Genomic DNA, 18916 nt, shown 5'->3' with positions numbered 1-18916 from the left:
CCGATTGGCAGAGGCAGGAATCCAATACTATGATAACGAACCTCCATACTATCGAAAAGTTAGTGGAGGTTCTTTTTTTTATATGAGTTCGGCAATTCTAAAATTAGAAATTGACGGATAAACTGAACTGAATAAATTGAGAGGATTATCAAAAGTTGAAAATAGCCTTATAGAAAAGTCATTACTTCATCCTTGGTTTTCTTTTGATGCATAAGCTCTGGAATTCTATTCTCTAAATCCTTTGACAATTGAATGAGAACAAAGGCACCGTTTTTAATTATTTCCTTGTCTATTGCTAAGGTCAACTTTGTATTCATAACAATGAGATTATGAGTGGCTGTTTACAAATTCAAAAATAATTTCCAAATACGTGCAAATAGTTTTATGTTAACACGTGTTTAGAATCAATGGTCATGTATAAGATTAGTTGTTGGCTTAGGAACTAAATTAGTAAATGAAAACGAAACAGAGGGAAATCTGAAAGAATTTCCGAGTACGCAGAACCAGCAATTTACTTTACACCTTAGCCATAGTACTTATTCTAAGAGCTCACTTGATACGAATCCTTGAAATTCATTCGAGTATATGACTTTTCTGTTTTTTTGATATAGAACGAGTCTAAATGTTGTTTCTACATTACCATCTAAACACGGTATAACAAATATTAAGGAGCTATTGGCATTGATAGTTCTTTTGCTCATATAACTATTTCCACATACGCGACTTGGAGTCTTATTGAAAGATTTTACGTTTTCCCATTTGTTTTTGTAGAGCGCTTGCCGAACAATTGTGATTCTTCCATCCTTATTCGATAGACTTACTTCATTCCTGGAAGAGTTAGTTAGAATTGCTGTAAATCCAACAAAAAGACGTTTTATGCTATTATAGGAAGATTTCGAGGATTCAACCAAAGAATCTTTAAAAACGGTCAAGTCTATTGCGTTTGATTTTGAACTAGTTTTAAAAGATGCCGGATCCTTTGATTTCTTATCAGTTATCTCAGTTACATCGTAATCAGCATTGTAAAGTTTGTAGTTCAAACAAACTAAATCTTGAGAGATTTACTAAAGCTAAAAATCACTAAAAGTAAAACTAGGGTTGGTTTTTTCATGAAAATGGTTTGATTAAAGGAATCAAAGTTCATTCCGTTTTCAGAATAGTTTAGGGGAAATCGGTATTATGGATAGCGTATTCGTATAGATATAGTAGGTAAATATAGTAGGGCGGAAAAAGCGCGACTAAAATTCATAATGTCTTTGTTCTTTAGGTGTTTTTCTCACGCTGTCTATATTTTCAGTAATGCGATCAAGTGTCAAATTTAAAGATTTGATGTCGGGAAGATTCCCGAAAAAAATATAAATCAAATCTTCTTTATCGCATGATCGAAGCTCAGAAATCAGCTGTTCGGATTTGTTTAAGTAGTCTTCTTCGTCTTTGCAGGCTGATGCTAAAACTCCGAACTGAAGTGTCAAATCACGATTGAATTTTTCTGATTCTATTATTATTCCCTTGTACGCTTCTGTCGATAAGTCGTCTGTATCCATACTTGTAAATTTTACCTTGCTGCCAAGGTTTATGTGTGAGGAAAGTTGCGTGTCCCAAGCAGTAAATTTAGCAAATAAAAACGAACTTGGAATTCCGCGAGGATTTTCATGAGCATGACAAGCCCAAGCAATTAATTATACGCGACTTTGTTGTGCCTAGTGCTTTTTATTCCGGTTTGTATGGTCCGAGAAATTTGTCTCCATTAAAATGTATTAAATGGTCTGGATTATCAGCAATCCATACTTCCGTTTCCCAAGCAACATCAGTCATAAACTGTCTGAACTTTGGTCTGTTCAAAAATGCTGTGACATACACTATGTCAGCTTCACAGTCTTTTGTTAGTTTTTGAAGTTGGATTGGTCTCAATTCGCTAATCGGACCCGGGTAGTGAACTGCTTCTATTAAATAGAGCCAATTTTTTTTCTTTGAATAAGCGATAACATCAGGTAATTCTTCGTGTGATATTTTAAAGAAGTTTAGTTCTTCAAGCTTTTCTTTTTCCAAATAGAGGTATTTGTCAGAGGTATCTCCAACATAAAAGATTTCTGCACCGTGCCCATATTTTGGTAAAAAATCTTCAATAATCGCTTTTTGTAAATCATTGTGTTCTCCTGCTGAAAATGTCAGTTCGCCACCTGAAGGAAGGGTAACATTCACTTTAACAATTTCTCTCTCTCTTTTTTTAGTTTTTTACTTAATGGCTCAATATTCTTCAACTTTTCGGAAACTTTTTTCTCCCAATTTTTTGAGCCAAAATCTCTAACGAGTTCAGCATAAGTTGGATTAATTGAATAACCTCGTGTTGAGTCGTTTGTCGCAGAGTTTGGACTTGATTGCAAAATCACTTCTGCCACTGTTAGTAATTTCAAGTCTTTTCTACGAATGTCGTCATAAGAACCTGAACTTATACTTTCTCCAAAATGATTATTGACGTAAATTATTATATCTCTTGTTTTATGAGCATATCCATTATTTAAGTCTTTTGCCTTTTTAAAATCTGCTGTTTTCTTTACATCAGCACTAGCTAGAAATGCAATTGCCATTCTTTCTAGTCTTCTCGGTGTAGTATCTAAAGGAATTCCAAAAGTTTCAAGGATATAAAGTGTTGTATTTATCAGTTGCTGAACCTGTGGTGTTTTTTTTCTAAAAGTTTTTGATTCATCGGGACTGATATATTGCTTCATTCTCAAATAATTTTAATTGTTCATTTTCTGCTAGAATATAAGGATAGTCATTATCGCACATTAAATAATTTTTGATGTTTAAAGCTAAATTATATGCAAAATTTGGTGCTACAGCATTTCCAATTTGGTTATATTGGTTTGTTTCTGTTCCTGAAAAGTCAAACCAATCGGGAAAACTTTGAAGTCTAGCGGCTTCTCGAACTGTAATCCTTCTTCTGCGACCATCTTTCAATCTAACTCGGTGCATATCTCCTGTTGCACCTGCCAAATTTCTGCAAGTCAGAGTTCTTGCTGGTCTATCTAAATACAAATCTCTCGGATTAATGCATTTTGATGCTGTTTCATATTTAGCAACATATCTGTCCATAGATTCCGTAAAAAACTTGGATTTTTCGTCAAATTGAAACGCAAGTTCTCCTAAAGCTTGACCTGCGGTTACTTGTTTATTAATTTTTTTGGAAGATTAATTTTTTGCTTCGAGCCAATTACGATTACTCTCTCTCTATTTTGAGGAACTTCGTAATTTTTTGCATTTAAAAGGCCATAATTAATGTAATATCCTAAACTTTCAAGTTCTTCAATAACTTCTTTTAAATACCATTTGTTTTTGTAGAGCATTCCTCTAACATTTTCAAAAAGAAGAACTTCTGGTTCAAGTTGTTTAATCGCAGATAAAAATATAGGAAAACCATCTCTAGAATCCTTTAATCCCAATTGTTTTCCACCCACACTAAAAGGTTGACAAGGTGGGCCACCAATTACTATATCAGCTTTCTGGTATTTAGATTCAATTGTTAATTTTTCGTTGACACACTCTCCGATTAAATTTTCATTATAAGTATTAGAGGCTTGCTCATCCATTTCATAGCCTATAGTCTTAAAACCATTAGCTTCGAAACCAAGGGAAAGTCCACCGCAACCTGCAAAAAGGTCAAGCACTGTTTTATTCAATTCAGTGTCAATCCAAGGTTATAGTTTGTTATTTATTACTTCCCAATATTCCATTTTCCAAAGTTATGGATTTTTGTTGTGTTAACGGATTTTTTTGCCTTAGGCACCAAACCCTATTAAACAAACAAATTGCAACTTTTCAACCAAAACTATCTAGAAACACCAATATTCTGCAATTTCACAACCCATAACCCACAGCCCAAAACCCACGACCCCCGACCCACAACCCACAACCCACAACTCAAAACTATTACCCCAACTCCTTGATCAAATCCCAAATACGCAGTCGGTTACTGTAATCAGCTTCATTGATATCGCGCACAAAACAATAGGCACTTATGTCTTCTGCCTTTACTTTTTCAGAGAGCTCTTCAACCGTAAACGGACCAAATTCCTTGAAGTTTTCGATATAATAGAATTTGTGGGCATAGATGAGCCTGGTCACTTTTTGTTTGTACTTATCACGTAAGAATTTCCGAACATCGCCTACCGTGTTCAACTCTTCCTCGTAATTGCTTTCGTTGATAAAAAGCGCAAAGTCGGGTTTGTCTTGATGGTCCAACACCAAAACATCATCATCCTTAAAATACGCTTTTACGGTGATGAGTCCATCTTCAGTCTCGATCGAAAAGACGTCTTTGATGTCTATGTTCCAAGAGGTTTTGCTAACCGATTCTGCCTCTGAAATTTTAAGGATATTATCATCTTCAAATACATAAACCGACTTTTTCTCACTCAGTCCATTGACTAAAACCCAGTGTTTACCTATAAAAACCGAATTTAAGTGCAAGTCGTGGTTGAAGGGTTTTAGGTTAGGGATACTATTGAGCAGGGCATTTTTCATAAAAGCAGGTTTACACAAAAATAGGAATTATTAGCTCAACTTAATTATTCTTTAAAAAATGAAAGCGGTTTAGAATTTTTCCAAGTAGTTGAGCACACTCTTTTTATAACTTCGGCTAATGGGCAAAGCGCTATTTAAAATAGTGATGTGTTCACTGGTAAACGACTGCAGCTTTGGAATATTGATTATAAATGAGCGATGAATGCGCATAAAATGTGCATTCGGCAATTTGGCCTCCACAACGGTCATGGTCTCCCGTGTTACTATGGTTTTTGAAGCCAAATGGATTTTCAAATAATCCCCAATACTTTCAATGTAAAAAATGGCTTCAAAATCTATTTTAAGCATTTTTCGGTCGGCGCGCACAAACATGAATTCTGAAGCATTTTCAGACTCTTGTATTTTCGGACTGGCTTGCTCCTGAATTTCAAAATAGCGCTGCACTGCCTTTTTTAAACGCTCAAATGAAATGGGCTTCAGTAAGTAGTCCACCGCTTTCAATTCAAATCCTTCCACGGCATAATCTCTGTAAGCGGTTGTAAAAATAACTTGGATGCTCGAATTGATGGATTTTGCGAATGCTATTCCCGAAACCTCGGGCATATTGATATCCAAAAAAATCAAATCTATGTTTTGCCGCTGTATGTGTTGAAATGCTTCCACCGCCGATTCGCATTGGGCAATCACCCGTATGTTTTCGATTTGAGAGAGATGCATCGCGATGATGTCCCTGGCAGCAGGCTCATCGTCAACAATTAGGCAGGCGATGGGTTTAGTTTGAGTGCTCATTCAGAAATAATTTCAAGGTTATTTTGAATTCGTCTTTATTGGTTTCAATTTTTAAATCATGATGCTTAGGGTACAGCAACTCCAAGCGTTTTTTGATGTTCTCCAAACCAATACCTTCCGAAGTAATGCTCTCAACACGAGCGGAGTTTTTGATACTGAAAACAAGGCTGTTGGGGGTTGTTTCAATTAAAATGGCAATGTGAAGTTTACCATGGATTATGGCACCATGTTTAAAACTATTTTCCACAAAAGGGAGTAGGAGCATGGGTGGTATGGCTAGGAGTTCATGGGGTGGCTGCATTTCAAAATCGATAAGCAGCGTCTCATTAAAACGCATTTTTTCTAAAGCGATATAATCTTTGATATGTTGCACTTCTTCCTCTATGGGCACCAATGGCTTGTCACTTTGATAGAGTAAGTAATCCAAGAGATTTGATAATTTCAAGATCATATCTGGCGCTTGCTTCGATTGTTTTAAGCTGAAGGCATATAAGGTATTGAGCGTATTGAACAAAAAATGCGGATGGATTTGCATTTTGAGATAGGCCAACTGCTGCGCCTTGAGTTGTAATTGGGTTTCTAGGATTTTGGTTTCCAATGCCTTGGTTTTCTTGGCGATGTTCAAGTTGATTTTGAGAATCTTGAAGGCGCTTACCACAATAACAATCAAGTAAACGGCAATGGCCACGAACAACAGGTTTTTACTGATGGGCGCCATCTTGTGCGACTCAAAATTGGAAAGATAAACCAAGCCGAAGAAAATGGAAATTACAATCAAATAGATTGAAATAATGAGCGTATAAAGGCTATACACCCCAAATTGCAAATAGCGTTTTGTAATAAGATAATCGGGAATGAGTTTATAAATGCTCACATAAGTGGTTGCCATCGTAATAGGCATCAAAAACAATGAAAACGAAAGCACATAAGAAACAGCCTTAGTGCCGAAACTGAAAAAATAGGTATAGAAAAATAGCACGCCTGCCCAGAATAGCACATGTAGCAATAATTGGCCAAATTTTTTAAGAAGAAATTCTTTGCTGTACACCGTTTCTCGTTGGTTTATAATTATAAAGTAATGCTGAAATATCATCACCTAAAACCCAAGACGCGTTCTTAGTGAGTTCAAATCAAATCTGTGTTTTTTGATTCTAGCAGTCCTGATAGCGATCGGGACGGTCTGGATTCTTTTTTTAATGTACCACAATGATACTATAATTCTGAAGGCTCTAAAAGCTTGTGAGACGAATAACGGATTTAGCGGTGGATTCTGCAAGATTGTTATAACGCGTTCTAATTTGGCTGCTGGTCGCAAAAGAAAAATTAGAATGTGTTTAATTTTTAAGTTTGGGGATGTTTAACTAAATTCAATATCATGAACACAATCTCAATGTCAATCTCAATGTCAATCTCAATGTCAATCACAAGTTTACAATCTCATTTTCTAATCGTCAATATTTTTAATGATGGCGGACCAATTATGATGTCGCTCATCTTGATCTGTTTATTGATTGCGCTTTTTTTCCTTGTCAGAGGCTTTTTGAATGCCAAAAAGAATCCAATGCTTGCCCATAAAATGCGCGAATTGGCCAGCGATGCCAGTCTTTTAGGTTTGGTGCTAGGCTTTTTAGGATCAATTTTAGGGATGATCTCCGCCTTTGATTCCATCGAAATGCTTGGCGATATTAGTACAGGAATGATGGCCAGCGGCTTAAAGGTGTCTTTTTTAACGGTACTTTTTGGCGCCTTTGTGTTTTTGCTGTCGCGACTGGGGATACTCATCTTAAGGGCAATGCTCAAACAAAAGTCTGAACTGGAAGTAAAAGTATAGATGAATTAACTCCAGTAAAAGACAAATGCCACTGCTACGAATCTCGTAAAAGTGGCATTTGCTGTTTTGCAGAATAAGAAGAAGCTATGGCATGGCCTTAAACATTTATCCAATCACAGCATCATAAAATATCGTTCAAAACCACAGCCAACCGTATTCCGGCTTTCTGCATTTGTTCCCTAGCTAAGCCTAGATATTTAAAAGCATATTCGTTCCGAAGGTTGTCGCCCTTTTCCGCAGAAGCGTAAACAATCTTGGTCAATTTGTGGGTTTCAGTAACCCAGTCTGAAAGGCTTCCTCTTTCAATGGCCTCAATCTCATCTTTGCTAAGGTATGGCGAATTCGTGACGAGTTCAGAATAACTCATGTCATAGCCCTCAACCATCTGTGAATCCCAAACTTTGTGCAGGTTGGAATCTTTGTAGAACCATTGCACATCAAAATCGTTACCACCACGGTCTTCCTTAAGCCCCAAGTGCATAGGTTGGTGCAAATCGCCAATCAAATGAATGAGCATCTTAAGATAAAACGCCTTATCCGCGGCAGTGGAATTCTCATTGGTCAAGACTTGTTTGCAAAATTCAATCCCGGTCACCATGTCTCCTTCAGGATTTTTTTCTGAAGTGCCATAGGTCTCGTCCAGGCTCATATTCACATAATGCCAAGTCTTGAATTGGTCATAACGCTCATCGTATTTAATTTCATCGGGGAAAGTGGATACCAAAGCCAAAGACTCATGGTTGAGAATTTTTTCAATTTTCCGTTTGGTGCTGTTGTTTAAATAGTTATCGGCTATAGCTCCAACCACGCGATGCCCCGTTCTGCCCCAAGTGGGTTGGGTGTTTGCATAAGTTGTAAGTATTGAAATGGTAAATAATAGAGCAAAAAAACTGGATTTCATTGAGTTGTATTTTAAATGTTTTTGTATTTCTTAGAAGACCGAAGACCGAAGACCGAAGACTGAAGACTGAAGACCGAAGACCGAAGACTGAAGACCGAAGACCGAAGACTGAAGACTGCAAACTGAAGACTACTTCTTATTCCGTTTATTGTAATTCTTATCGCCTCTGGTTTTGGGTTTTTTGTATTTCGCGGCAATCTTAAATTTATAGGAGCCACCAAGATTCTCTTTCTTGTTTTTATCTATTTTATCGTGATAGGCAGGGCCCACGCTATCGTCATCAATTCTTTTGAAGGGATTGTTGTGCTCCTTGATTTGCGGACGTTCTTCTGCAATCAATTCTTTTGAAATTTCCACAGCTTCAGGCAACTCCAGCAATGCAATGCTTTTTTCCATGTATTCTTCGATGCTCTCAATGTATTCCTGTTCGCTTTCCGTAGAAAAAGTAAGCGCATGGCCTTCTAATTCGGCACGACCGGTTCTACCGATGCGATGCATGTAATTCTCGGGATATTTTGGCGTGTCAAAATTGATGACATGGCTAATGTTTTCAATATCGAGACCTCTGGCCATCACATCTGTGGCAATAAGGATGCGGTTTTCGCCTGCGCGAAATTGCTCAATACTTCGCAACCGATAATTTTGGGTCTTGTTGGAATGTATCACGCAAACCGTATCGGGAAAATGGGCTTCCAATGCTTCAAAAAGCTTGTCGGCCATTTTCTTATAGGCCACAAAGATAAGCACGCGATGAAACGCATCTTTATCTTGAAGCAAATGCTCCAAGAGATTGACCTTCGTGTAAAAATTGGCCACTTCATAGCGCTGCTGCTCAATATTATGCAATGGTGTGCCCGAAACTGCAACCGTGACCCATTCGGGTTTGGTAAAGAATTCATTGATAAGTGCATCCACATCCTCGGTCATCGTGGCAGAGAACATAATGTTTTGTCGGCGCTCTGGCAAGATGTCAAAAATATTGAGCAGTTGGTGTCTAAAGCCCAAATCGAGCATCACATCCACTTCATCAATCACTAGTTTTTGTATGGATTTTAAATGCAGCACATGACTTAGCGCCAAATCAAAAAGTCGGCCAGGTGTGGCGACAATAATGTCCTGTCCTTGCGCAATCGCCTGTTTTTGGGTATTGATATTGGTGCCGCCGTAAACGCCTAAAACCCTAACATTGGTATAGGCCGCGAGTTTTCCAATTTCATCCACTACCTGAACCACAAGCTCACGTGTTGGTACTAAAACCAAAATACGTGGATTTTCTTGCTGCGAGTATTTGAGATGTCTCAAAATGGGCAACATGTAGGCAAAGGTCTTTCCTGTACCTGTTTGTGCAATGCCAACCACATCTTTGCCAGATGCGACTACATTAAAGGCCTGTGCTTGGATGGGTGTGGGAATTTCAAAACCCAAATCGCCCAAGGCATTGTACAATGGCGTATTGAGGTTCAAATCGTGAAAAGTGGTCGTTGCTTCCATGCTGCAAAGATAAATTTTACTTCGGAATATTGGGCTTGTTATTCATCGCATTAATTCGGTTCTTTGTTTTTCAATTTTCAGCCTTGAGAAAAACACATTTTGAGCATATCGCCAACCCGGAACAATTCAAGAACAAGCTCTTGCAATGGAGCCAGCAATTTGACGAGCTGCTTTGGTTGGATAGCAATGATTATAAGCACAGCTATCCCAGTTACGATGCGGTTTTGGCGGCAGAAGCCTTTACGGTGCTTCAAACCGATTCCCACAATGCTTTTGAGCAGTTGAAGGACTACCAAACATTGACCAAAGATTGGATTTTTGGCTACCTGTCTTACGATTTGAAGAATGATGTGGAGCGCTTGTCCTCTCAAAATCACGACGGACTAACATTCCCCGAACTTTTCTTTTTTCAGCCAAAAAAACTGTTTTTGCTTAAAGGGAATGCTTTGGAAATTCAGTATCTCAATTTGGTAAGCGATGAAATCACTCAGGATCTTGAGCAGATTTTAGCTATGGAAAGTCAGAGTTTTGATAAAACGGAAATGCCTTCCGAAGTCCTACCAATCACCATTAAACCGCGTATTTCAAAAGACGCCTATCTTGAAAAGGCAACTCAAATGCTTACCCACATTCATCGTGGCAATATTTACGAAGCTAATTTTTGTCAGGAGTTTTATGCGGAAGGTTCTAAAATTCAAGCCTTCGAAATCTTCAAGAAACTCAACGCGATTTCAAAACCGCCATTTGCCTGTTATCTCAAAAATCACGATCAATTCTTGTTGTCGGCCTCGCCAGAGCGCTATCTCAAAAAGGAAGGCGATCGCATCATTTCCCAACCCATAAAAGGCACCGCCAAACGTGCCTCGAACCCTTCGGAAGATGAACTGCTAAAACAAAAACTTTCTGAAGACCAAAAGGAACGCAGTGAAAACATCATGATTGTCGATTTGGTGCGCAATGACCTTTCCAAAACGGCCAAAAAAGGAAGTGTAAACGTCGTAGAACTTTGTAAAATCCATTCGTTTGAGCAGGTACACCAAATGATTTCCACGGTCACGTCAACGGTAAAAGCCAGCGTGCACCCTGTAGATATTCTCAAAACCACCTTCCCGATGGGCAGCATGACCGGAGCACCAAAAATCTCTGCCATGCAGCTCATTGAGGAGTTCGAGGCCAGCAAACGCGGACTCTATTCTGGAGCGGTTGGCTATTTTTCTCCAGAGAATGATTTTGATTTCAACGTGGTCATCCGCAGTATTTTATATAATGAAACCAAGCAATACGTATCTTATTCTGTTGGCAGCGCGATCACTTCTAAAAGCGAGCCGCTCAAGGAATATGAGGAATGTATGCTCAAAGCCAAGGCGATGCGCGAGGTGCTCGAGTCTTGATTATCTAGTCGCAGTTTCAGTGTGCTGTGGTGGCCTACTTAGATATTCAGTAGTATTTAGGTTTCAACTGTGATTCGTGTAATCTGGTTCAAAAACGTGGCAATTCGTAATAATTCATATAAATTCGCCGTAATTCCTGTATAATAATTTTGAAACGTGCAAACAGCATTCGACTCACATATCCGCCAAAACCTCAGTTTCCTCATGGAAAGCAGACTGCTCATAGCCATTTCTGGCGGCTTGGACAGTGTGGTATTGACACATTTGTGCCATAAGTTGGGCCTCAGTTTTGCTTTGGCGCATTGTAATTTCAATCTCCGCGGAATGGAGAGCGACAGCGATGAGGATTTCGTTTTGGAATTGGCTGAAAACCTAGACCTTGAAATTTTTATAGAAAGTTTTGACACCGAAGCTTATGCCAAAAACCAGAAACTTTCCATACAAATGGCAGCACGAGAACTACGTTATAACTGGTTTTCTGAAGTATCAAGCAGTCTGGGTTTTGACTACATCCTAACCGCGCATCACGCCGGTGATAACCTCGAAACGGTTTTAATCAATCTAAGTAGGGGCACTGGCTTAAAAGGCTTGACAGGGATTCCTGAAGTGAATGGCAACATCGTAAGGCCGTTGCTTCCTTTTTCTCGTGAGGCTTTAGAACATTATGCGCATGAACACAAGATACGATGGCAGGAGGATAGCAGCAACGCGACCAACAAATACCTTCGCAATAAATTGCGACACGAAGTGATTCCTATCTTAAAGGACATCAATCCTGAATTGCATAAAAATTTTAAAACAACCTTAGAACACCTCAACGCTGCTTCCGAAATCATCGATGATAGCATCAAGGCGCTCTCAAAGCGTGCCATTGATTCTTCTGAAAACGCAATTTCAAAATACCGTATTTCCGAATTGAAAACGTTGAAAAACCCCAAGGCATATCTTTACGAACTGTTGAAAGATTACGGGTTCAAAGCCTGGGAGGATGTTAGCGATTTACTCGATGCACAATCTGGGAAACAAGTGTTTTCAGCAACACATTGTTTATTGAAGGATAGGGATTATTTGATCTTAACAGAAATTTCTGAAAAGGGCCAGCATAAAGAAATTCTAATCTCAGCTCAAACTGAAACCCTCCAAACACCTGCAGGAACAGTCACTTTTGAGAAAAATGCTGAAATTTCGGCGCTTACTAACAACACTATTTTTGTTGATAAAGACCGCCTGAAATATCCGTTGAAACTGCGCAAATGGGGAACTGGGGATGCTTTTCATCCCTTCGGTATGACTGGCAAAAAGAAGCTCAGTAAATTTTTCAAGGACGAAAAACTATCGCTCATTGAGAAGGAACAGGTTTGGCTCTTGTGTTCTCAAGACAAAATCGTCTGGGTAATTGGAATGCGAGCCGATGAGCGGTTTAAAGTGACAGAACAAACGAAACATATTTTAAAAATTGAACTGGCTGTACCTTCCAAGGAGTTTGGAACGCCAAAAGATTGAATCCATGAAGATCAAAGGAAACATTGTCGATATTAAAAACAGGCGCATCTATAAAGGAGAAGTAAGTATTATTGAAGGTAAAATCACAGCCATCCAAGCGCAAGACCATGATGTGGAAAACTATATCATGCCGGGCTTTATCGATGCACACATTCATATTGAAAGTTCAATGCTCGTGCCCAGCGAATTTGCTCGAATAGCAGTAACTCACGGTACGGTGGCAACCGTTTCCGATCCTCATGAGATCGCTAATGTGCTCGGCATTGAAGGCGTAAATTTCATGATTGAAAACGGGAAACAAAGTCCGTTTAAGTTCAACTTTGGTGCGCCTTCCTGCGTGCCTGCGACCACTTTTGAGTCGGCAGGTGCTGTAATCGATTCCGAAGGGATCAAAGAATTGATGGCAAATCCCGACATAAAATACCTTGCCGAGCTCATGAATTATCCTGGCGTTTTATTTGATGATCCCGAAGTGCTTAAAAAAATCGCCTGGGCCAAACACTATCAAAAACCGGTTGATGGCCATGCGCCTGGAGTTTTGGGAGATGACATTACAAAATACATCAATGCCGGCATTTCTACAGATCACGAGTGTTTTACCTATGAAGAAGGTCTGGAAAAGTTGAACAAAGGCATGAAAATCCTGATTCGTGAGGGGAGTGCAGCCAAGAATTTTGAGGCTTTGATTGATTTGTTGCCCGAGCATTTTGAAAATATCATGTTCTGCAGTGACGACAAACATCCCGATGATTTGATGATTGGTCATATCAATACCTTGTGCGCTAGAGCCGTTGCTAAGGGTATGGATGTGTTTCAGGTATTGCAGGCAGCCTGTGTGAATCCAGTAAAGCATTATAATCTAGAGCTTGGTCAATTGGAAATTGGCGATGCAGCAGATTTCATCGTTGTCGAGAATCTAACCGATTTTAAAGTGCTTGAAACTTATATTGATGGCCATTTGGTAAGTGAACATGGGGTTTCTAAATTGAAATCCCTGCCTTTTGAAAATCTCAATAATTTCAATACTTCAGAAAAAGAAGTTTCAGCGTTTAGGTTGCCTTCCGAAGCCAAACACATTCGCGTTATCGAAGCTATGGAAGGGCAATTGGTAACCAACCAGCTTATTGAAAAGACCACTATCAAAAACGGAAACCTCATTTCAAACACCGCAACCGATGTTTTAAAGATGGCAGTGGTAAACCGTTATAATGATGATGCGCCAGCCTTGGGGTTTATCAAGAATTTTGGTTTGAAGGAAGGTGCTATCGCCTCATCTGTAGGTCATGACTCACATAATATCGTTGCCGTTGGCGTTTCTGACGAGATGCTGTGCAAAGCAGTCAATCTCATCATCAAAAACAAAGGTGGGATTTGTGCCGTGAACTCTTCCGAAGACCTGTCTGCCGAGAAGATGGAAAAAATTGTACCGCTGCCAGTGGCAGGCATCATGAGTGATAAAGACGGCGCGACCATTGGAAGGCAATACGCCGATTTGGATCGTATGGCGAAACAGTTGGGAAGCAGTTTGAATGCGCCTTACATGACATTGTCGTTTATGGCTTTGTTGGTAATTCCGTCCTTAAAGCTAAGCGATAAGGGCTTGTTTGACGGCAAAGCTTTTGAGTTTGTCTCACTTGAGGTGGATTGATTTTTTCTGTGCCCACAAAAATGGTTATTTATGATGGTTTCTGATTTGTGCCGTTTGGTAATCCCCAAGATGTGCGACGATTTGATACGGTTTCAGGAAAATAGAAGTAATAATTTTACATATCTTTAGGGTCTAAAAAACATCTATGAAATTTATACAATGTCTGGTTGTGGCGTTTTTGGTCACGACATCTTCCGTTTTTTCTCAGGAAACCTTATCAAAAAGTACTCAAACCTATCAGGTTGAAGACCATTACAACAAGCAAGAGGTCATGATTGAGATGCGCGATGGCATCCATTTGCACACCAGCATTTACACGCCTAAGGACAAGGCTCAAAGCTACCCAATGCTTATGATGCGAACGCCCTACAGCAGCCAGCCTTACGGTGAAACTACATTTCGTAAAAAGATTGGACCCAATGAGTACCTTATGAAAGAAGGTAACATCATGGTTTACCAAGACGTTCGTGGGCGCTGGAATAGCGAGGGTGTTTATGATAACATGCGGGCTTATATTCCCAATAAAACCGGCAATGAAGTGGATGAAGCCAGTGATACCTATGACACGATTGAATGGCTGATCAACAACGTTGAAAACAATAATGGCAATGTGGGCACTTGGGGTATCTCCTATCCTGGGTTTTATGCGACTTACTCTTTATTATCGGGACATCCCGCCTTGAAGGCTGCTTCACCTCAAGCCTGTATCGCCGATTTCTTTTTTGATGATTTTATTCACAATGGTGCATTTTTGTTGAGCTATTGGAGAGCGACTTCGGTTTTTGGGTACATGAAAGATCAGCCAACCAAAGAAGCTTGGTATAAGTTTCCCGAAATAGGAACCGAAGATCAGTATCAATTCTTTTTAGATGCTGGGCCTTTGAGTAATCTAGACCAATACTATGGCGATGAAAATGTATTTTGGAATCAAATTCAAGCACATCCCAACTATGACGAATTTTGGCAGAGCAGAGGCATCATTCAGCATTTAAAAAACATAAAACCTGCGACATTGATTGTGGGCGGACTTTTTGACGCTGAAGATTTATACGGTCCGTTTACCACTTACAAAACCATTGAAGAAAACAGCACTAACGAAAACACCGTTGTTTTTGGACCTTGGAGCCATGGGGATTGGGCGAGAGGCTCAGACCGACAGGTTATAGGAAATATTGATTTTGGGGACGGTCTATCCGATTATTTTCAAAAGGAGATTGAGACCAAATTTTTCAACAAATATTTGAAGGGCGTCGAAACAAGTGCATTACCAGAAGCCAGAATGTTCAATACAGGCACCAAAGAATGGGAGTCTTTTGACAGCTGGCCGCCAAAGAACGTCAAAAAACAAACCTACTTTATGCAGCCTTACGAACAATTGACCCAACAGGCCAATCGCATGTTTGCGACTTCCGATTTTGTAAGCGATCCCAAAAAGCCAGTACCTTATTCCGAAGCTATTAAAGTGGTGTTCACACCAAGAAAGTTCATGACCGACGATCAGCGTTTTGCTGCCAGACGTCCTGATGTTTTGGTTTTTGAAACTGAAGTATTGGAAAAAGACATCACGCTTGCAGGCGCTATTTTAACGACGCTTAACGTCTCAACAACAGGCACAGCAGCCGATTGGGTTGTAAAGGTAATAGATGTGTTTCCTGCAGATACCAAAAACACCAGCGATGTTCAAGACCACTTAAAACTGAGCAATTATCACATGATGCTGCGCAGTGAAGTGATACGAGGCCGATTTAGAAATAGCATGAGCCAGCCCGAACCCTTTGTACCAAATCAAAAAACGGCGGTGCCTTTGAAATTACAGGATGTATTCCATACGTTTAAGAAGGGGCATAAGATACAAGTACAGGTTCAAAGCACGATGTTTCCTTATATAGATGTGAATCCGCAAACCTATGTCGATAATATATTTGAAGCAACAGAAGCCGACTTTAAGAAACAAACCCATAAGGTTTATAATGATTCGGCTATTGAATTTATGGTGTTGGAGTAGTGGCTGTTTCGCTGAGATACGCAGAGTGAGCACAGAGCTGCGCAGAGATTTTATTGAGTTCTGATTCTAGTTTAATTGTGTTGGCTTGGCTTGGCTTTCATCGGCGAGCATAAGTCGCAGAGACCTATTTGGAGTCGCAGCTTATTGTTTTATGGCGAAGTAATCAAGGTTGTTTCGCTGAGATACGCGGAGTGAGCACAGAGCGGCGCAGAGATTTTATTGAGTTCTGATTCTAGTTTAATTGTGTTGGCTTGGCTTGGCTTTCATCGGCGAGCATAAGTCGCAGAGACCTATTTGGAGTCGCAGCTTATTGTTTTATGGCGAAGTAATCAAGGTTGTTTCGCTGAGATACGCGGAGTGAGCACAGAGCTGCGCAGAGATTTTATTGAGTTCTGATTCTAGTTTAATTGTGTTGGCTTGGCTTGGCTTTCATCGGCGAGCATAAGTCGCAGAGACCTATTTTAAGTCGGAGCTTATTGTTTTATGGCGAAGTAATCAAGGTTGTTTCGCTGAGATACGCGGAGTGAGCACAGAGATATATTTGAATCCTGATTCCTGGTTAATGGCAATGAAGTGAAGTCTCTCTCAAACTAGCTTACTGTAAAATTTAATTTGCAATGTGTTGGGAATTGTTATGAAGTTTAAATGAAAATAATAGATAATGATTACCTCGAGAAGTTCTTACTTTTCGCAGTACACAACAGACAACAGACAACAGACAACAGATAACGGGCAACACACAACACACAACCGATAACCGATAACCGATAACTGATTAAAAAAAATGCCAATATTAGATTCTACCTACAAACCACCTTTTCAATTCAAAAACGGATTTCTAGCCACCATATATTCTGGTTTGGTTCGTAAAGTGCCACTTGAGCAGCAACGCGAGCGCATGGATACTCGGGATGGTGATTTTTTGGATTTGGATTGGAGTTATGCTGAAAGCTCTTCAGATACCTTGATTATTCTTTTGCACGGTCTTGAAGGTCATGCCCAGCGTCCCTATGTGACCGGTGCTGCGAAGTTGTTCAACCAAAATGGGATGGATGCGGTTTGCATGAATTTTAGAGGCTGTAGCGGTGAGGACAATCGCTTTTATAGGAGTTATCATTCTGGCGCAACCGATGATCTGGATGACGTGGTCAAGCATTGCCTTCAGCAGAAAAACTATTCGAAAATCATTTTAAAAGGCGTCAGTCTCGGCGGCAATGTGATTCTAAAATATTTGGGTGAAGACCGAATGCTTCCGAAGCAAATCAAAGCGGCCATAGCCATTTCGGTACCAATGCATTTAGACGGTTCTGCTACCGAGTTGCATAAAATGAAGAATAGAGCCTTTGCAATTCGGTTTAGAAAACACTTGCTTGATAAATTGCGAATCAAACAAAAGCAATTCCCTGATAGACTGAAAGATGAAGACCTGGATCAAATCAAAACATTAAGAGAGTTTGATGAGTTTTACAGCTCAAAAGCACACGGTTTCAAAGATGCGATGGACTATTACACGCAATGCAGCAGTCTCCAGTTTCTAAAAAATATCATCGTGCCAACGCTCATCATCAATGCCTTGAATGATTCGTTTTTATCTTCGGAATGCTACCCAATAAAAGTCGCCAAAAAGAATGATAATGTCTATTTGGAAATGCCAAAATATGGCGGACATGTTGGGTTTATTTTAAAGAACAATGTATATTACAATGAGAAACGCGCTTTGGAATTTGTTAATTCTGTCATCTGATAATTCACAAAAATGTCAACACTAAAAACGGCTATTATAACCAACAGAAATGGCATGGAACTCCATGTCTCCAATTTTGGGGCAAGCATTTTGAGTTTGAAGGTACCCAACAAAAACGATGGCCTAACCGAAGTGGTTGTTGGCCTGTCTTCGCCATTGGATTATCTTAAGGAAGACTATTTGGAGCAGAACCGATGTTTGGGGAGTTCTATTGGTAGATATGCGGGACGGATTTCAAAGGGTGGATTCACCATTGACGACACCTTTTATGAGCTTTCACAACGTAACGGACATCATTTGCACGGCGGTTTCAAAGGATTTGACAAACGCTATTGGCATTTTGAGGAAGTGATTCGGGATGAAAATCCTATGATGACCTTGACTTACCATAGTGAGGATGGCGAAGAGGGGTATCCGGGAAATTTGCAGGTCAGTGTGTCCTACCAACTTACTGAAACCAATGCGCTCATCATTACCTACAAAGCAACCACAGACCAGCCGACGCATGTCAATTTGACCAGCCACGCTTATTTTAACCTCAACGGAGAAGGATCGGTACTTGAGCATCAGCTTCAGGTGCAAAGTGATCGTTATTTGGAAGTGGATGAACACACAATTCCCACTGGTAAAGAGTTGTATTCCTTGGAAACGAACAGAAGTCGTATGGAACTTTCCAAATTGGGGCGTGACGATTTTTCAGGTTATGACGATACTTTTATTTTGACTGCTGAAGAAGCTTCCACCACACTCATTTCCGAGGAGACTGGTATTAAAATGACCGTGGGCACCAACCAACCGGTGCTTGTTATTTTCACACCAAAAGCCTTCAGTAATTTATCGTTTAAGGAAGGTTTGACCTATACAGACTATCCGGCGATTTGCTTCGAAGCCCAGAATTATCCCGATGCGCCCAACAACATTCATTTCCCTTCGAGCCTTTTACTGCCAAGTGAAACGTATGAGAACAGAACGGTTTTTGGGTTTACTTTGGAAGGATCTGAATTTTAACAAGTCGCATTAAGCTTGAATTGACAAAGTTTTCGCACTAACCTAACGACTATTTCGACTATGACATCGTTAAACATTCAG

18 protein-coding genes are annotated in these 18916 nt (G+C 39.8%); 7 read left to right on the top strand and 11 right to left on the bottom strand.

Annotation, left to right across the window (positions count from 1 at the left end):
- Window positions 1-167 precede the first annotated feature (167 nt).
- The 9 genes from ESY88_RS20925 to ESY88_RS06775 all read right to left on the bottom strand — a co-directional run bounded on the left by ESY88_RS20925 (window position 168) and on the right by ESY88_RS06775 (window position 6361).
- On the bottom strand, window positions 168-317 hold the full coding sequence (locus ESY88_RS20925; RefSeq protein WP_189702542.1) for a hypothetical protein: 150 nt from the start codon (window positions 315-317) through the stop codon (window positions 168-170).
- Window positions 318-1238: 921 nt separating this feature from the next.
- The gene (locus ESY88_RS06800) at window positions 1239-1544 is read right to left on the bottom strand and encodes a hypothetical protein (RefSeq protein ID WP_147085771.1); all 306 of its coding nucleotides are present in this window, start codon (window positions 1542-1544) and stop codon (window positions 1239-1241) included.
- Between the two features lie 166 nt (window positions 1545-1710).
- Complete coding sequence (locus tag ESY88_RS21365) at window positions 1711-2202, bottom strand: BsuBI/PstI family type II restriction endonuclease (RefSeq protein ID WP_223270750.1); 492 nt, start codon at window positions 2200-2202, stop codon at window positions 1711-1713.
- On the bottom strand, window positions 2199-2729 hold the full coding sequence (locus ESY88_RS21360) for a hypothetical protein (protein WP_223270749.1): 531 nt from the start codon (window positions 2727-2729) through the stop codon (window positions 2199-2201). Before ESY88_RS21360 ends, ESY88_RS21365 begins: the two co-directional genes overlap by 4 nt.
- Window positions 2704-3096 (bottom strand): DNA cytosine methyltransferase, encoded by a 393-nt coding sequence (locus ESY88_RS21680; RefSeq protein ID WP_262713087.1) that lies wholly within the window; start codon window positions 3094-3096, stop codon window positions 2704-2706. The genes ESY88_RS21360 and ESY88_RS21680 overlap by 26 nt, the downstream gene beginning before the upstream one ends.
- Before the next feature lie 68 nt (window positions 3097-3164).
- Entirely contained in the window at window positions 3165-3680 is a 516-nt protein-coding gene (locus tag ESY88_RS21350; protein ID WP_223270748.1) for a DNA cytosine methyltransferase, read from the bottom strand.
- A 250-nt stretch (window positions 3681-3930) separates the two neighbouring features.
- Window positions 3931-4524: a hypothetical protein gene (locus tag ESY88_RS06785; protein ID WP_147085770.1), complete on the bottom strand. Its 594-nt coding sequence runs from the start codon at window positions 4522-4524 to the stop codon at window positions 3931-3933.
- 69 nt (window positions 4525-4593) lie between these two features.
- Entirely contained in the window at window positions 4594-5313 is a 720-nt protein-coding gene (locus tag ESY88_RS06780) for a LytR/AlgR family response regulator transcription factor (protein WP_147085769.1), read from the bottom strand.
- Window positions 5297-6361 carry a sensor histidine kinase gene (locus ESY88_RS06775; protein WP_147085768.1) on the bottom strand — a complete coding sequence of 355 codons (1065 nt, stop codon included), beginning with the start codon at window positions 6359-6361 and terminating at the stop codon, window positions 5297-5299. The genes ESY88_RS06780 and ESY88_RS06775 overlap by 17 nt, the downstream gene beginning before the upstream one ends.
- 327 nt (window positions 6362-6688) lie before the next feature.
- Here ESY88_RS06775 and ESY88_RS06770 point away from each other — a divergent pair, with 327 nt between their 5' ends.
- Window positions 6689-7144: a MotA/TolQ/ExbB proton channel family protein gene (locus tag ESY88_RS06770; protein WP_223270747.1), complete on the top strand. Its 456-nt coding sequence runs from the start codon at window positions 6689-6691 to the stop codon at window positions 7142-7144.
- A gap of 121 nt (window positions 7145-7265) precedes the next feature.
- On the opposite strand, the gene ESY88_RS06765 is transcribed toward ESY88_RS06770, so the two are convergent.
- Both ESY88_RS06765 and ESY88_RS06760 read right to left on the bottom strand, forming a co-directional pair.
- Window positions 7266-8045, bottom strand: coding sequence for a S1/P1 nuclease (locus ESY88_RS06765; RefSeq protein WP_147085767.1), 780 nt, complete (start codon window positions 8043-8045; stop codon window positions 7266-7268).
- A gap of 129 nt (window positions 8046-8174) precedes the next feature.
- On the bottom strand, window positions 8175-9536 hold the full coding sequence (locus ESY88_RS06760) for a DEAD/DEAH box helicase (protein ID WP_147085766.1): 1362 nt from the start codon (window positions 9534-9536) through the stop codon (window positions 8175-8177).
- Window positions 9537-9619: 83 nt separating this feature from the next.
- Here ESY88_RS06760 and ESY88_RS06755 point away from each other — a divergent pair, with 83 nt between their 5' ends.
- From ESY88_RS06755 to ESY88_RS06730, 6 genes are all read left to right on the top strand, one after another.
- The gene (locus ESY88_RS06755; protein WP_147085765.1) at window positions 9620-10927 is read left to right on the top strand and encodes an anthranilate synthase component I family protein; all 1308 of its coding nucleotides are present in this window, start codon (window positions 9620-9622) and stop codon (window positions 10925-10927) included.
- 204 nt (window positions 10928-11131) lie between these two features.
- Window positions 11132-12430: a tRNA lysidine(34) synthetase TilS gene (gene tilS / locus ESY88_RS06750; protein WP_147085764.1), complete on the top strand. Its 1299-nt coding sequence runs from the start codon at window positions 11132-11134 to the stop codon at window positions 12428-12430.
- A gap of 4 nt (window positions 12431-12434) precedes the next feature.
- A complete protein-coding gene (ade, locus tag ESY88_RS06745) occupies window positions 12435-14078 on the top strand; it encodes an adenine deaminase (RefSeq protein WP_147085763.1) in 1644 nt (547 codons plus the stop codon).
- A gap of 145 nt (window positions 14079-14223) precedes the next feature.
- Window positions 14224-16083, top strand: a complete 1860-nt coding sequence (locus tag ESY88_RS06740) for a CocE/NonD family hydrolase (RefSeq protein ID WP_147085762.1) — start codon at window positions 14224-14226, stop codon at window positions 16081-16083.
- A gap of 784 nt (window positions 16084-16867) precedes the next feature.
- Complete coding sequence (locus ESY88_RS06735) at window positions 16868-17827, top strand: YheT family hydrolase (protein ID WP_147085761.1); 960 nt, start codon at window positions 16868-16870, stop codon at window positions 17825-17827.
- A 12-nt stretch (window positions 17828-17839) separates the two neighbouring features.
- Window positions 17840-18835 (top strand): aldose epimerase family protein, encoded by a 996-nt coding sequence (locus ESY88_RS06730; RefSeq protein ID WP_147085760.1) that lies wholly within the window; start codon window positions 17840-17842, stop codon window positions 18833-18835.
- Window positions 18836-18916 lie beyond the last annotated feature (81 nt).

Source organism: Subsaximicrobium wynnwilliamsii (assembly GCF_007997225.1).
GTDB classification, from domain to species: Bacteria; Bacteroidota; Bacteroidia; order Flavobacteriales; family Flavobacteriaceae; genus Psychroserpens; species Psychroserpens wynnwilliamsii.
The sequence above is the reverse complement of the archived record's forward strand: the minus strand, read 5'-3'. Positions and strand labels throughout refer to the sequence as shown.

Coding starts and splice junctions, on each gene's coding strand:
- ESY88_RS06765 (WP_147085767.1), bottom strand. CDS start 8,045: ATGAAATCCAGTTTTTTTGCTCTATTATTTACCATTTCAATACTTACA.
- ESY88_RS06800 (WP_147085771.1), bottom strand. CDS start 1,544: ATGGATACAGACGACTTATCGACAGAAGCGTACAAGGGAATAATAATA.
- ESY88_RS06735 (WP_147085761.1), top strand. CDS start 16,868: ATGCCAATATTAGATTCTACCTACAAACCACCTTTTCAATTCAAAAAC.
- ESY88_RS06785 (WP_147085770.1), bottom strand. CDS start 4,524: ATGAAAAATGCCCTGCTCAATAGTATCCCTAACCTAAAACCCTTCAAC.
- ESY88_RS06730 (WP_147085760.1), top strand. CDS start 17,840: ATGTCAACACTAAAAACGGCTATTATAACCAACAGAAATGGCATGGAA.
- ESY88_RS06780 (WP_147085769.1), bottom strand. CDS start 5,313: ATGAGCACTCAAACTAAACCCATCGCCTGCCTAATTGTTGACGATGAG.
- ESY88_RS20925 (WP_189702542.1), bottom strand. CDS start 317: ATGAATACAAAGTTGACCTTAGCAATAGACAAGGAAATAATTAAAAAC.
- ESY88_RS06770 (WP_223270747.1), top strand. CDS start 6,689: ATGAACACAATCTCAATGTCAATCTCAATGTCAATCTCAATGTCAATC.
- ESY88_RS06740 (WP_147085762.1), top strand. CDS start 14,224: ATGAAATTTATACAATGTCTGGTTGTGGCGTTTTTGGTCACGACATCT.
- ESY88_RS21360 (WP_223270749.1), bottom strand. CDS start 2,729: ATGAAGCAATATATCAGTCCCGATGAATCAAAAACTTTTAGAAAAAAA.
- ade (WP_147085763.1), top strand. CDS start 12,435: ATGAAGATCAAAGGAAACATTGTCGATATTAAAAACAGGCGCATCTAT.
- ESY88_RS06760 (WP_147085766.1), bottom strand. CDS start 9,536: ATGGAAGCAACGACCACTTTTCACGATTTGAACCTCAATACGCCATTG.
- ESY88_RS21680 (WP_262713087.1), bottom strand. CDS start 3,096: ATGGACAGATATGTTGCTAAATATGAAACAGCATCAAAATGCATTAAT.
- tilS (WP_147085764.1), top strand. CDS start 11,132: ATGGAAAGCAGACTGCTCATAGCCATTTCTGGCGGCTTGGACAGTGTG.